The organism is Streptomyces sp. SID13726 (assembly GCF_010548375.1).
GTDB lineage: Bacteria > Actinomycetota > Actinomycetes > Streptomycetales > Streptomycetaceae > Streptomyces.
In genome coordinates this window covers 119,009-133,894 of the sequence record NZ_JAAGLY010000003.1, presented here as the reverse complement: position 1 = coordinate 133,894, position 14,886 = coordinate 119,009, and the positions used below count along the sequence as shown (strand labels likewise).

Sequence of the window (14,886 nt, the reverse complement as noted above, 5' to 3'; positions counted from 1 at the left end):
ACCGCGCCAGCCGCACAAGCCGTACAGCCGTAAACGCAGCCGTACAGAGGGACGCACGCACCATGGCGAATGAGGAGAAGTACCTCGACTACCTGAAGCGGGCCACCGCCGATCTGCGGGACGCCCGGCGAAGGTTGCGCGAGGTCGAGGACGCGAGCCACGAGCCCGTGGCGATCGTCGGCATCGGCTGCCGCCTGCCCGGCGGGGTGCGCTCTCCCGAGGACCTGTGGCGCGTGGTCGCCGACGGTGTGGACGCGGTCGCCGAGTTCCCCGCCGACCGCGGCTGGCCCGCCCCCGGCGACGGCACCGCCGAGGCCGACGCACTGGCCACGGTGCCCACCCCGCAGGGCGGATTCGTCTATGACGCGGGCGAGTTCGACCCCGGCGCGTTCGGGATCTCCCCGCGCGAGGCCGTCGCCATGGACCCCCAGCAGCGGCTCCTCCTGGAGACCTGCTGGGAGGCCTTCGAACGCGCCGGGATCGTGCCCGCCGCCGTACGCGGCCGGCAGGTCGGCGTCTTCGTCGGCGCCGCCGGACAGGGGTACGGTGCGCTGCACGGCGTCCCCGACGGCGCCGAGGGACACCTGCTCACCGGCAACGCCACCAGCGTCGTCTCCGGCCGCCTCGCCTACACCTTCGGTCTCGAAGGCCCCGCCGTCACCGTCGACACCGCTTGCTCCTCCTCCCTCGTCGCCCTCCATCTCGCCGTGCGCGCCCTGCGGTCCGGCGAGTGCGAGATGGCCCTCGCCGGCGGCGTGACGATCATGGGCACGCCCAGCATCTTCGTCGAGTTCCAGCGGCAGGGCGGCCTGGCCGCCGACGGGCGCTGCAAGGCGTTCTCCGCCGACGCGGACGGCACCGGCTGGGGCGAAGGCGTCGGCATGCTCCTCGTCGAACGGCTCAGCGACGCCCGCCGCCTCGGCCATCGCGTGCTCGCCGTGGTCCGCGGCACGGCCGTCAACCAGGACGGCGCCTCCAGCGGCCTGACCGCCCCCAACGGCCCCTCCCAGCAGCGCGTCATCCGCCAGGCCCTCGACGACGCCCGGCTCACGCCGCAGCAGATCGACGCCGTCGAGGCGCACGGCACCGGCACCGCCCTCGGCGACCCGATCGAGGCCCAGGCGCTGCTGGCCACGTACGGCCAGGACCGCGAGGCGGGACACCCGCTGTGGCTCGGCTCCCTGAAGTCGAACATCGGACACACCCAGTCGGCCTCCGGTGTGGCCGGCATCATCAAGATGGTCATGGCCCTGCGCCACGGACTGCTGCCCCACACCCTCCACCTCACCGAGCCGACACCGCACGTCGACTGGACCGCCGGCGACGTCAGCCTCCTCACCGACCGGGTCCCGTGGCCCGAGACCGGCCGCCCCCACCGCGCGGGCGTCTCCTCCTTCGGGATCAGCGGCACCAACGCCCACGTCATCGTCGAACAGGCACCCGCGGCGGAGACCCCCGACTCCGACTCCGACCCCGCACCCGCGCCGGCCCGGAACCCGCACACCGTGCCCTGGGTCCTGTCCGCCGCCACCCCCGACGCCCTGCCCGGCCAGGCCGCGCGCCTGCTGGAGCAGCTGCGCTCGGAGACCACGGACCCGTGGGACGTGGCCCGTTCCCTGGCCACCACCCGCACCGCCTGGCCCCACCGCGCCGTCGTCCTCGGCACCGACCGCACCCACCTCCTCGACGGACTCACCGCCCTTGCCGACGGCACCCCGAGCGAGGACGTCGTACGCGGCAGCGCCACCCGGGGCAAACTCGCCTTCCTCTTCACCGGACAGGGCAGCCAGCGGGCGGGCATGGGCCGCGAACTGTACGGCGCCGAACCGGTGTTCGCCGCCGCGCTGGACGAGGTGTGCGCCAGGTTCGACGGCTTGCGGGAGGTGCTGTTCGCGGAGGCGGACGGGGACGGGGACGGTCGTATTGACCGGACGGAGTTCACCCAGCCGGCGTTGTTCGCCATCGAGGTGGCGCTGTTCCGGCTGCTGGAGTCGTGGGGTGTCAGGCCCGATTTCGTGGCCGGTCACTCCATCGGCGAGGTCGTTGCTGCGTACGTCGCCGGGGTGTGGTCGCTGGAGGATGCCTGCGCACTGGTGGCCGCCCGTGGCCGTCTGATGGGCGCGCTCCCTGAGGGCGGCGCGATGCTGGCGGTCGAGGCGACCGAGGCGGACGTCCTGCCGCTGCTGGACGAGCGCGTGTCGATCGCGGCCGTCAACGGACCGTCCTCGGTGGTCGTCTCCGGGTCCGCCGACGCGGTCGCCGAGCTGGAAACGAGCTGGCGTGAACAGGGCGTTCGCGTCAAGCAATTGACGGTCAGTCACGCCTTCCACTCGCCCCTGATGGACCCGATGCTGGACGACTTCCGCATCGTCGCCGAGGGCTTGTCGTACGACGCCCCGCGCATCCCCGTGGTCTCCCACCTGACCGGCGAGGTCGCGACCGCCGAGGAGCTGTGCTCGCCGGAGTACTGGGTCCGCCACGTCCGCGACGCGGTCCGCTTCTCCGACGGCATCCGCACGCTCGACGCACGCGGTGTCCGTACCTTCCTGGAACTCGGCCCGGACGCGGTCCTCAGCGCGCTGGCCCAGGAGACCTTCGCCGCGTCCGCCGACGCCGACGACCGCTCCGCGATCCCCCTGCTGCGCCGCGACCACTCCGAACCCCGTGCCCTCGGTGCCGCCCTCGCCGCCGCGTACGTCCGTGGCGCGCTGCCCGCCGATTGGCGCGACTACCTCACCGGCACCGGCACCGGGGCTGAGACGGTCGAACTGCCGACGTACGCCTTCCGCCGCGAGCACTACTGGCTCACCGGAGAACCCGTCGCGTCCGTCGGGAGCGGCGCGGTGTCCGAGGCGGAGACGGCGTTCTGGAACGCCGTGGAGCGGGCCGACACCACCGCGCTCGTCGAGGCCCTCGATCTCGGCACCGACGACCAGGACACCGCCGCCGCGTTCGAGTCGGTACTGCCCGCGCTCAGCGCGTGGAGGCGCCGCCGCCGGACCGATGCCGTCCTCGACGGGCTGCGCTACCGGGTGACCTGGCGTCCGGTCCCCGCACCGGCCGCGGATGCCCCGCTCACCGGCGAGTGGCTGCTGGTCCACGCCGGTTCGGAGACGACGGCCCGCACCGAGAGCGTCCTGCGCGCACTCGCGGCCTCCGGCGCCGACGTCGTCCCGTTCGCCGTGCACCCCGAGGACGACCGGACCACCTTGGCCGCCCGTCTCACCGAGCACGGCACCGCTGTGTCCGGTGTCGTGTCACTGCTCGCCGACGAAACCGCCCCGCACCCCACGGCCACGGAGCTCACCACGGGCTTCGCCGCCACCCTCCTGCTCGCCCAGCCCCTCGCCGACGCCGAACTCGACGCCCCTCTGTGGTGCCTCACGCGTGGCGCGGTCTCCGTCGGACCGGCCGACGGCCCCGCCGACCCCGACCAGGCCATGCTGTGGGGACTGGGCCGGGTCGTCGCCCTGGAACAGCCCGCCCGCTGGGGCGGCCTGGTGGACCTGCCCGAGATCCTGGACGACCGCGCCGCGACCCGACTGCGCGCCCTTCTCGCCGCGTCCGGCACGCATGGTGAGGGGCCGAGCGCTGGAACGCATGGTGAGGGACCGATCGCCGGTTCGCCCCACGGTGGCGAGCAGCCGATCACCGGTTCGCCCGGCGGTGTCGAGGACCAGGTCGCCCTGCGCCCCTCCGGCCTCTTCGCCCGCCGCCTCGAACACGCCCCCCGTCCGTCCCACCCTCGCTGGCGCCCCCACGGCACGATCCTGGTCACCGGTGGGACCGGTGCGCTGGGCGGTCATGTGGCCCGCTGGCTGGCCGACAACGGTGCCGAGCACCTCGTCCTCACCAGCCGCCGCGGCCCCGACGCACCCGGCGCCCACGAACTGGCCGCCGACCTCACCGCCCGCGGCTGCCGCGTCACTGTCACCGCCTGCGACGTCACCGACCGTGCCGAACTCGCCGCCGTCCTCGCGGCGATACCGGACGACACCCCACTGACCGCCGTCGTCCACACGGCCGGCACCGGCGAGGTCCGCGCCCTGGCCGACACCACCCTCGCCGAGGCCGCCGAAGTCGCCCACGCCAAGACCGCCGGCGCCCGCAACCTGCACGAACTCCTCGCCGACCGGCCGCTGGACGCGTTCGTGCTGTTCTCCTCCATCGCCGGTGTCTGGGGCAGCGCGGGCCAGGCAGTGTACGCCGCCGCCAACGCCCACCTCGACGCCCTCGCCCAACACCGGCGCGCCCTGGGCCTCACCGCGACCTCCCTGGCCTGGGGTCCGTGGGCCGGCGAGGGCATGGCCGCCGACCAGGACGCCCGCGACCACCTCCAGCGGCGCGGACTCACCGCCCTCGACCCCGAACGGGCCGCCGCCGCCCTCGCCGGCGCCGCCCAGGGACCGGACGCGGCCCTCACCCTCGCCGACGTCCACTGGGACCGATTCCTGGCCGGCTTCACCGCCGTACGCCCCAGCCCGCTGCTCTCCGCACTCCCCGAGGCACGCGCGGCCCTCACTGCCGAGCAGCGCTCCGAACGACCCGCTGAGGGCACGGAGTTGGCCCGGCGCATCGCCGCCTGCCGCACCGACGCCGAGCGCACCCGCGCGGTCCTCGACGTGGTGCGCGCAGAAGTCGCGGCGGTCCTCGGCCACGGCTCCGCCGACGGAGTGGACAGCGCCCGCGCCTTCCGTGAGATGGGCTTCGACTCGCTCATCGCCGTCGAACTCCGCAACCGCCTCAGCACGCTGACGGGGCTTCAGCTCCCCACCGCGGTCGCCTTCGACCACCCGACCCCGGCCGCCCTCGCCGCCTTCCTGCGCACCCGGCTCGCCGACACGGCCACCGCCGGCCTGTCTCCGACCGGCACACTCCCGCACGCCAGCCTGCCCGCCACCGAGAACGACCCGGTCGTCATCGTCGCCATGGGCTGCCGCTACCCGGGAGGCGTGTCGTCCCCCGAGGAGCTGTGGCGCCTGGTCGCCGACGACGTCGACGCCGTCACCGGCTTCCCCGCCGAACGCGGCTGGAACGCCACCGCCCTCTACCACCCCGACCCCGACCACCCCGGCACCACCTACGCCACCGAGGGCGGCTTCCTGAGGGACGCCGAGCGGTTCGACCCCGCGCTCTTCGGCATCTCGCCTCGCGAAGCACTCATGATGGACCCCCAGCAGCGACTCCTCCTGGAGACCGCCTGGGAGACCCTGGAGCGCGCCGGCATCGCCCCCACCGCCCTGCACGGCACCCGCACCGGCGTCTTCATCGGCTCCAACGGCCAGGACTACGGCGCCCTCCTCGCCGCCACCGACGGCCCCACCGGCGAGGGCTACCTCGCCACCAGCAGCGCCGCGAGCGTGGTGTCGGGTCGGTTGGCGTACAGCTTTGGTCTTGAGGGTCCGGCGGTGACGGTGGACACGGCGTGTTCGTCGTCGTTGGTGGCGTTGCATTTGGCGGTGCAGGCGTTGCGTGCGGGTGAGTGCGAGATGGCGCTTGCCGGTGGTGTGACGGTGATGTCGACGCCGGGTGCGTTCGTGGAGTTCTCCCGGCAGCGGGGTTTGGCGGCGGACGGCCGGTGCAAGGCGTTCGCCGCCGGTGCGGACGGCACGGGTTGGGGTGAGGGTGTCGGTCTGCTGCTGGTGGAGCGGCTGTCGGACGCCCGCCGCCTCGGCCATCCGGTCCTGGCGGTGGTGCGCGGGTCGGCGGTGAACCAGGACGGCGCGTCGAACGGTCTGACTGCTCCCAATGGTCCGTCTCAACAGCGGGTGATCCGGCAGGCGTTGGCGAGCGCGGGCCTCTCCGCGTCCGAGGTGGACGCGGTCGAGGCGCACGGCACCGGCACCGCGCTGGGCGATCCGATCGAGGCACAGGCCCTGCTGGCCACCTACGGCCAGGACCACGACGCCGAGCGGCCCCTGTTCCTCGGCTCGGTGAAGTCCAACATCGGTCACACACAAGCTGCTTCGGGTGTCGCCGGTGTGATCAAGATGGTGATGGCGATGCGGCACGGGGTGCTGCCGCGGACCCTGCACGTCGACGCCCCTTCCCCGCACGTCGACTGGTCGGCGGGCGCCGTGGAATTGCTGACCGAAGCGCGCGACTGGCCGGAGACCGGCAGCGCTCGTCGAGCCGCCGTCTCGTCCTTCGGCGTGAGCGGCACCAACGCCCACACCATCCTCGAACAGGCACCCGAACTGCCGGTCGCCGAGCGGCCGGAGCCGACCGACAGGCCGGTTCCGTGGCTGTTGTCCGGCCGGGACGAGGCCGCACTGCGGGCGCAGGCGACGCGACTCGCTGAGTTCCTCCGGGCTCCGAGTGACGTGACCGCGGCTGACGTCGCGTTGTCGTTGGCGACGGGCCGGGCCGGACTCGGCCACCGCGCCGCCGTGGTCGCGGGGGACCGGGACTCGTTGCTCGCCGGAGTGTCGGCCGTCGCCGCGGGAGACGCCGGGCACGCCGGAGTGGTTCGCGGTGCGGCGCGGGAGGACGTGCCCGCGGCGTTCCTGTTCTCGGGCCAGGGCAGCCAACGTGTGGGCGCGGGCTCGGAGTTGTACGACGCCTTCCCGGTGTTCGCGGACGCGCTGGACGAGGTGTGCGCGCACTTCGACGCCGTACTGGACAAGCCGCTGCGGGAGGTGCTGTTTACGGAGAGCCCGAATGGCCGCATCAACCGGACGGAGTTCACCCAGGCGGCGTTGTTCGCGGTCGAGGTGGCGTTGTTCCGGTTGTTGGAGTCGTGGGGCGTCACGCCCGATTTCGTGGCGGGGCATTCGATCGGTGAGATCACGGCCGCGTACGTGGCGGGGGTGTGGTCACTGGAGGACGCCTGCGCGTTGGTGGCGGCTCGTGGTCGTCTGATGGGTGCGCTGCCGGAGGGCGGCGCGATGCTCGCCGTCGAGGCGTCGGAGGCCGAGGTACTCCCGTCGCTGGACGAGCGGGTGGCGGTCGCTGCGGTCAACGGTCCGTCGTCGGTGGTCGTCTCCGGTGACGCGGATGCCGTGGCCGAATTGGAGGCGCGCTGGCGTGAAGAGGGCCTGCGCGTCAAGCGACTGACGGTTAGTCACGCATTCCATTCGCCGCTGATGGACCCGATGCTGGACGACTTCCGTGCCGTGGCTGAGGGCCTGTCGTACGAAGCCCCGCGTATCCCCGTCATCTCCAACCTCACCGGCGAGATCGCGACCCCCGAGGAGTTGTGCTCGCCGGAGTACTGGGTCCGCCATGTCCGGGGGACCGTCCGATTCGCCGACGGTGTACGGGCGTTGCACGGTCAGGGTGTCCGCACGCTCGTCGAACTCGGCCCCGACTCCGTCCTCACCGCCATGGCTCAGCAGAACCTGTCGGCCGACACGGACAGCGGACTTCTCCCCGTGCTGCGCCGGGATCGCGCCGAGCTGTCGGCGGTCGCCTCTGCCGTCGCCGGGCTGGCTGTGCGGGGGCACGCCGTGGACTGGACGGCGTTCCTCGCGGGCACCGGTGCGCGCCGGGTGGAGCTGCCGACGTACGCCTTCCAGCGTGAGCGCTACTGGCCGCACATCCCGGAGTCGCTGTGGTCGCGGGGCTCCGGCAGTGCTGAGAACTCCGTGGACGGCCGGCGTTACCAGAACGTCTGGCAGCCGCTGAGCGACAGCGGGTTCTCCGGTATGGCGCTGAGCGGCCGTTGGCTGTTGGTGCAGCCCAGCGCCACTGACGACCCGCACCCCGATGCCGAGCGCATCGGCGCTGCTCTTTCGGGGGCGGGGGCCGACGTCGTGCCCTTCGTCCTCCCCGACACCACCGCGAGTGGTTCCCGCCAGATGGTCGCGGACGCGCTCGCGGACCTGGCGGACCTAGGCGACCTGGCTGGCGTACTGGCCGTACCCGGACCGGCCGTACCCGGACCGGCCGTACCCGGACCAGCCGTACCCGAACTGGGCGCATCGGCTCCCGCCGCGCCGGACGGCGATGCCGCGGCCGGGCTGCTGACCCTGCTCCAGGCGCTCGGCGACGCGGGTGTTGCCGCTCCGCTGTGGTGCGTGACGCGCGGTGCCGTCACCGTCGGACGCGCCGACTCGCTCGTCGCGCCCGGACAGGCCGTGCTGTGGGGTCTGGGCCGGGTCGCCGCTCTCGAACACCCGGAGCGCTGGGGCGGCCTGATCGATCTGCCCGAAATGCTCGACGAGCGGACGGCCCGCCAACTCGTGCGTGCGCTGGGGCAGAAGGACGAGGACCAGCTGGCCCTCCGGCCCGCCGGAGTCTTCGTACGACGTCTCGCCCCCGCACCTGTCCCGGTCGACGCGGATGACTGGACCCCGTCCGGGACCGTCCTCGTCACCGGTGGCCTCGGCGGAGTCGGTGCCCGGGTGGCCGCCTGGTTGGTGGAGCGCGGTGCCCAACGCCTGGTGCTGCTCGGTCGCCGGGGCGCGGACACGCCCGGTGCGCAGGAGCTGTCGGCGCGCCTGGACGGCGTCCCCGTCACGGTCGCGGCCTGTGACGTGACCGACCGGGAAGCGCTGCGTGCCGTCCTCGACGACATTCCGGCCGACTGCCCGCTGACCGCGGTCGTGCACGCCGCCGGAGTCCTCGACGACGGTGTCCTGGACACCCTCGCCCCCGAGCGCCTGGCGGAGGTGATGGCGGCCAAGGCCGTCGGTGCCTGGCATCTGCACGAGCTGACCCGCGACCTCGACCTGTCGGCGTTCGTCCTGTTCTCCTCCGTGTCCGGCACGCTCGGCGCGGCCGGCCAGGGCAACTACGCCGCCGCCAACGCCTACTTGGACGCCCTCGCCCAGCACCGGACAGCCGCCGGCCTGCCCGCCACATCCGTCGCCTGGGGCCTGTGGGCGGGTGCCGGCATGGCCGCCACCGGTGCGGTGACCGACCGCGCCGCCCGGATCGGCCTGCCCGCACTCGACCCGGACCTGGCGCTGACCGCCCTGTCCGCCGCCGTCGCCGGGCAGGTGCCCGCCCTGACCGTCGCCACGGTCGACTGGGCACGGTTCGCACCGGCCTTCACCAGCACTCGCCCCAGCCCTCTCCTGCTCGGCGTGCCGGCGGCCCGGCGCGTCCTGGAACTGGAACCGGCAGTCGCAGCCGACCCCGCCGACACCCCCGTGAGCGCTCTGGCGGAACGCCTCGGCACCCTCACCGACCCGACCGAACGGAACCGTCTACTCCTCGACACGGTCCGCGGCCATGTCGCCGCGGTACTCGGCCATGCCTCCGCCGACGCCGTCGAACCCGACCGCGCCTTCCGCGAACTCGGCCTCGACTCGCTGACCGCCGTCGAACTGCGCAACCGTCTCGTCCGCGAGACCGCCCTGCCGCTGCCCACGTCACTCGCCTTCGACCACCCGTCGCCCGCCGTACTGGCCGACTGGCTCCTCACACAGCTCACGGACGCCCGGCCGGGACACTCGCAGGTCTCGCAGGTGCCCGCCCGTACGGCCGTCACCGTCTCCCCGGACGAACCGATCGCGATCGTCGGCATCGGCTGCCGTTTCCCCGGCGGCGTCGACTCGCCCGAGACGCTCTGGGAGCTGCTGGCCGGGGGCGGGGACGCCGTCGGCGCGTTCCCCGACGACCGCGGCTGGGACCTGGACGCCCTCTACCACCCCGACCCCGAACACCAGGGCACCGCGTACGTCCGCGAGGGCGGCTTCCTCACCGGCGCCGACCGCTTCGACGCGGGCTTCTTCGGCATCGCGCCCCGCGAGGCCCTCTCCATGGACCCGCAGCAACGCCTGCTCCTCCAGACCGCGTGGGAGGCCTTCGAACGCGCCGGGATGGACCCGCGCACCGCCCGCGGCAGCCGCACCGGTGTGTTCGTCGGCACCAACGGCCAGGACTACCCCGCCCTGCTGCTCGGCGCGGAGGAGTCCGCGGAAGGCCACCTCGGTACCGGCAACGCCGCCGCCGTCGTCTCCGGCCGCATCGCCTACACCCTCGGCCTCGAAGGTCCCACCCTCACGGTCGACACCGCCTGCTCCTCCTCCTTGGTCGCCCTCCACCTGGCCGCCCAGGCCCTGCGCTCCGGCGAGTGCGACATGGCACTGGCCGGTGGCGCCACGGTCATGAGCACACCCGCCACCTTCATCGAGTTCAGCCGCCAGCGCGGCCTCGCCACCGACGGCCGCTGCAAGGCGTTCTCGGCGGCGGCCGACGGTACCGGCTGGGGCGAAGGCGCAGGCCTGCTCCTGGTGGAGCGGTTGAGCGACGCCCGCCGTAACGGACACCGGGTGCTGGCGGTCGTACGGGGTTCCGCGGTGAACCAGGACGGCGCCTCCAACGGTCTGACCGCGCCCAACGGCCCCTCCCAACAGCGGGTGATTCGGCAGGCGTTGGCGAGTGCGGGTCTGTCGGCGTCCGAGGTGGACGCGGTGGAGGCGCACGGCACCGGTACGGCGCTGGGTGACCCGATCGAGGCGCAGGCGCTGCTGGCGACCTACGGTCAGGAGCGGGACGGTGACCACCCGCTGTTGCTGGGCTCGGTGAAGTCGAACATCGGTCACACGCAGGCCGCCGCGGGTGTCGCCGGTGTCATCAAGATGGTCATGGCCATGCGCCACGGACAGCTCCCGCAGACCCTGCACGTCGACGAGGTGTCCCCACACGTCGACTGGTCCACGGGCGCGGTCGAAGTCCTCGCCGAGGCACGTGACTGGCCGGAGACCGGCCGCCTGCGCCGCGCCGCGGTCTCCTCCTTCGGCGTCAGTGGCACCAACGCCCACACCATCCTGGAACAGGCCCCCGAACTTCCCCTCGCCGAAAGGCCGGAACCGGTCGACAGGCCGGTGCCGGTCCTGCTGTCCGCACGCACCGAGGCGGCACTACGAGCCCAGGCACTCCGCCTCGCCGACCACCTCACGAGCACCCCTGCGCCCGAACCGGCCGATCTCGCGTACTCACTGGCCACGAGCCGCAGCGCCTTCGAGCACCGCGCGGCCGTCATCGGCCGCGAACCGGACGAACTGCTCTCCGGACTCCGGGACTTGGCCCAGAACCGGCTCACCGGTCGGGTGGTCCGCGCCACCGACACCGCAGGCGACCGGCTGCTCGGCCGCGTGGGATTCCTGTTCTCCGGCCAAGGAAGCCAACGGGTGGGTGCGGGCCGGGAGTTGTACGACGCCTATCCGGTGTTCGCTGCCGTGCTGGATGAGGTATGCGCGCGCTTCGATGGGTTGCGGGCGGTGTTGTTCGCTGACGAGTCCGGACTGATCGACCGGACGGAGTGGACCCAGCCGGCGTTGTTCGCCGTCGAGGTGGCGTTGTTCCGGCTGCTGGAGTCGTGGGGCGTCAAGCCGGACTTCGTCGCCGGGCACTCCATCGGTGAGATCACGGCGGCGTATGTGGCGGGGGTGTGGTCGCTGGAGGACGCCTGCACGCTGGTGGCCGCCCGTGGCCGTCTGATGGGCGCACTGCCGGAGGGCGGCGCGATGCTCGCCGTCGAGGCGACCGAGTCCGAGGTGCTCCCGCTGCTGGACGAGCGGGTGGCGGTCGCGGCCGTCAACGGTCCGACCTCCGTGGTGGTCTCCGGCGACGCCGATACTGTCGGCGAGTTGGAGGCACGCTGGCGTGAACAGGGCCTGCGCGTCAAGCAGCTGACGGTCAGTCACGCCTTCCACTCGCCGCTGATGGACCCGATGCTGGACGCCTTCCGCATCGTCGCGGAGGGCCTGTCGTACGACGCCCCGCGCATCCCCGTCGTCTCCAACCTCACCGGCGACATCGCGACGGCTGAAGACCTGTGCTCGCCGGACTACTGGGTGAGGCACGTCCGCGGGACGGTCCGATTCGCGGACGGTGTACGGGCGTTGCGCGGCCAAGGTGTCCGTACGTTCGTCGAGCTCGGCCCCGACGCGGTGCTCTCCGCGCCGGCTCAGGACAGCCAGGCCGGCGACGACGGCGATGATGTGCTCGCCCTACCCGTGCTGCGACGCGACCGCGCCGAGGGCGACACGCTCAACACCGCCCTCGCCACCTTGCATGTGCGAGGCGCCCGCGTCGACTGGGCGGCGTACTTCGCCGGAACGGGCGCGCGTCCGGTGGATCTGCCGACGTACGCCTTCGAGGAGACCCGATACTGGCCCACTCTGAGGGCCTCCGCCGCGTTCGGCACGGCCGATCCGGACGAGGAGCGGCTGTGGGAGGCCGTGGAGCGGGCGGACAGCGAGTCGCTCGCCGCCGCACTGGACCTGGACGCGGACGACCCCGGCGCGGAGCCGGAACTCGCTGCCGTCAGCGCCGCCCTGCCCGTACTCGCCGCCTGGCGCAGCCGACGCCGTACCCGTTCGGCCGCCGACGCACGTCGATACCGTTCCCGCTGGAAGCCGCTGAGCGACCTCAACTCCACGACACCACAAGGGCGTTGGCTGGTCGTCACTCCCGCTGGGCAGCACGAGACGGCGGACCTGGTGATCGCCGCGCTGTCGCAGACGGGAGCCGAGCCGGTACGGATCGACGTGGACGGCGCCACCCGTGAAGAACTGGCGGCCACCCTTTCCGGACCCGCCGCAGGCGTGATCTCGCTCCTCGCTCTCGATGCCACCGGCGACCGGCCCGACCCCACCGCGATCACGGCCACCCTCACCCTCGTCCAGGCGCTCGGCGACGCCGAACTCGACGCACCCCTGTGGATGCTCACCCGCGGCGCGGTCTCCGTCGGCCGAACCGACCACCTCACCGCACCCGCGGCGGCGGCCGTGTGGGGCCTCGGCCGTGTGGCGGCACTGGAACTGCCGGACCGCTGGGGCGGGTTGATCGACCTGCCCGACACCCTCGACGCGCCCTCCACCAGCCGCCTGACCCGCGTCCTCGCCCAGCGCACCGAGGACGAACTCGCGATCCGCCCCTCCGGCGTCTTCGTACGACGTCTGGAGCGAGCCCGCGCCACGACCGGCAGCCCGGCACAGTGGACACCCACCGGCACCGTCCTGATCACCGGCGGTACCGGCGCCCTCGGCGCCCATGTCGCCCGCCGGCTCGCGGAACAGGGCGCCCAGCATCTCGTACTGCTCAGCCGCAGCGGCCCTGACGCCCCTGGCGTTGCCGACCTGGTGGCCGGCCTCGACGTGCCGGTGACCGTCGCGGCCTGCGACGCGGCCGACCGGGACGCGCTGGCCGCGGTCCTCGCCGCCGTACCGGCCGAGACCCCGCTGACCGCCGTGGTCCACACGGCGGGCGTCCTCGACGACGGTGTCCTCGACGGCCTCTCCGCCGCACAGGTCACCTCCGTCGTGCGGGCCAAGGCCGAGAGCGCCTGGCTGCTCCACGATCTCACCCGGCGGTACGACCTCGACGCGTTCGTCCTCTTCTCCTCCGTGTCAGGCACGCTCGGCGCGGCCGGCCAGGGCAACTACGCGGCGGCCAACGCCTACCTCGACGCCCTCGCCGAACACCGGCACGCCCTCGGACTGCCCGCCACCTCCCTCGCCTGGGGCCCCTGGGGCGGCAGCGGTATGGCCGTCGGCGACGTCGAGGACCGCATGAGGCGCGGCGGCATGATCCCCCTCGACCCCGCACAGGCGACCACCGAACTCGCGCGGACCGCCGACGCCGTGCGCGTCGTCGCCGACATCGACTGGACACGGTTCGCCCTGGCGTACACCTCCACCCGCCGCAGCCCGCTCATCGCCGACCTGCCCGACGTACGGGCGCTGGCACCGGCCCCTGATCCAACCCCGAGCACCCAGGCCCCCCGGCTCGCCGAAGAACTGGCCGGACTGAACCCGGCCGAGCAGGAACGCAAGCTGCGCCGACTCGTCGCCGACCACGTGGCCTCCGTACTGGGCCACGACTCCGCCGACGCCATCACCCCGGACCGTGCCTTCCGCGATCTCGGCTTCGACTCCCTGATGGCGGTCGAACTGCGTAACCGTCTGGGTGCTGTCACGGGTCTGCGGTTGCCGAGTGGTGTGGTGTTCGATCATCCGACGCCGGTGGTGTTGGCGGGGTGGTTGCGGGAGCGGCTGGTGGGTGCGGAGGCCGCCGTTGTGCCGGTGGCGCCTGTGCCCGTGTCGGTGTCCGCGTCGGTGGATGAGTCGATCGTGATCGTGGGTATGGCGTGCCGTTTCCCGGGTGGGGTGGATTCGCCGGAGGCGTTGTGGCGGCTGCTGGCGGAGGGGCAGGACGCGATCGCCGGGTTCCCTGAAGACCGTGGCTGGGACCTGGAGGCCCTGTTCGACGCGTCCGGGGAACGGCCCGATTCCACGTACGTTCGTGTCGGTGGGTTCCTGGACGGGGCCGGCCGTTTCGATGCGGGGCTGTTCGGGATCTCGCCGCGTGAGGCCCTCGCGATGGACCCCCAGCAGCGGCTGCTCCTTGAGACCGCCTGGGAGACCCTGGAGCGCGCGGGCCTGGACCCCTCCGGCCTGCGTGGCTCCAGCACCGGTGTGTTCGTCGGCACCAACGGCCAGGACTATCCGGCGCTTCTGGCGGAGGCGTATGCCGAGTTGGGCGGTCATCTGGGTACGGGTAATGCGGCGAGTGTGGTGTCGGGTCGGTTGGCGTACAGCTTTGGTCTTGAGGGTCCGGCGGTGACGGTGGACACGGCGTGTTCGTCGTCGTTGGTGGCGTTGCATTTGGCGGCTCAGGCGTTGCGTGCGGGTGAGTGTGATTTGGCGCTTGCTGGTGGTGTGACGGTGATGTCGACACCGGCGACGTTTGTGGAGTTCTCCCGGCAGCGGGGTTTGGCTGCGGATGGCCGGTGCAAGGCGTTCGCTGCGGGGGCGGACGGTACGGGCTGGGGTGAGGGTGTCGGGTTGCTGCTGGTGGAGCGGTTGTCGGATGCTCGCCGTAACGGGCATCAGGTGCTCGCCGTGGTGCGGGGTTCGGCGGTCAACCAGGATGGTGCGTCCAATGGTCTGACCGCGCCCAACGGTCCGTCTCAGCAGCGGGTGATCCGGC

At 73.0% G+C, this 14,886-nt stretch carries 1 protein-coding gene (running past one end of the window); it reads left to right on the top strand.

Annotation, left to right across the window (positions count from 1 at the left end):
- The first annotated feature begins 62 nt into the window (after positions 1-62).
- A protein-coding gene (locus G3I78_RS08260) for a type I polyketide synthase (RefSeq protein ID WP_164422147.1) crosses the window boundary here: on the top strand, positions 63-14,886 show its 5' end (the start). It continues 21,143 nt past the right edge of the window; 14,824 of the gene's 35,967 nt are visible here — the first part of the coding sequence; the start codon lies at positions 63-65; the stop codon falls past the right edge of the window.